Origin of the sequence: Variovorax boronicumulans NBRC 103145, from assembly GCF_001591345.1 — a bacterium.
GTDB classification, from domain to species: Bacteria; Pseudomonadota; Gammaproteobacteria; order Burkholderiales; family Burkholderiaceae_C; genus Variovorax; species Variovorax boronicumulans.
This window is the reverse complement of the sequence record NZ_BCUS01000279.1, coordinates 1-751: the sequence shown is the minus strand read 5'-3', so window position 1 is coordinate 751 and position 751 is coordinate 1. Positions and strand designations below refer to the sequence as shown.

At 63.0% G+C, this 751-nt stretch carries 1 protein-coding gene; it reads left to right on the top strand.

Going from position 1 to position 751, the window contains the following annotated elements; all coding sequences use genetic code 11:
- Window positions 1-751, top strand: a 751-nt coding sequence (locus VBO01S_RS33445) for a hypothetical protein (RefSeq protein ID WP_303621494.1), incomplete at both ends; no start/stop codon positions are given.

Below are 751 nucleotides of genomic sequence, written 5' to 3'. Positions count from 1 at the left end.
CCGTGCTCAGGCCGCTCGACGTCGAAGTCGACAGGCTGCTCACGTTGCTGTTCGTGGTACTCAGCCCGGTCGACAGGCTGTCGATGCTGCTCGTGGCAGTGCTCAACCCCGACGACGTTGAAGTCGACAAGCTGCTCACGTTGCTGTTCGTCGTGCTCAGGCCCGTCGACAGGCTCGAGATACCGCTGGTGGCAGTGCTCAAACCCGACGACGTCGAGGTCGACAAGCTGCTGACGTTGCTGTTGGTCGTGCTCAGCCCAGTCGACAGGCTGTCAATACTGCTTGTCGCAGTGCTCAAGCCAGACGACGTGGAGGTCGACAAGCTGCTCACGTTGCTGTTCGTCGTGCTCAGGCCGGTGGACAGGCTGGAGATGCCGCTGGTGGCGGTGCTCAGGCCAGACGACGTGGACGTCGACAGGCTGCTGACGTTGCTGTTGGTCGTGCTCAGGCCGGTCGACAGGCTGGAGATGCCGCTGGAGGCAGTGCTCAAACCCGACGACGTCGAGGTCGAGAGGCTGTCGATGCTGCTCGTCGCAGTGCTCAAGCCGGACGACGTGGAGGTCGAAAGACTGCTGACATTGCTGTTCGTCGAGCTCAGGCCCGTGGACAGGCTGGAGATGCCGCTCGTGGCGGTACTGAGGCCGGACGAAGTGGACGTCGACAGGCTGCTCACATTGCTGTTCGTCGTGCTCAGACCCGTCGACAGGCTCGAGATGCCGCTGGTCGCCGTGCTCAAGCCACTCGACGTCGA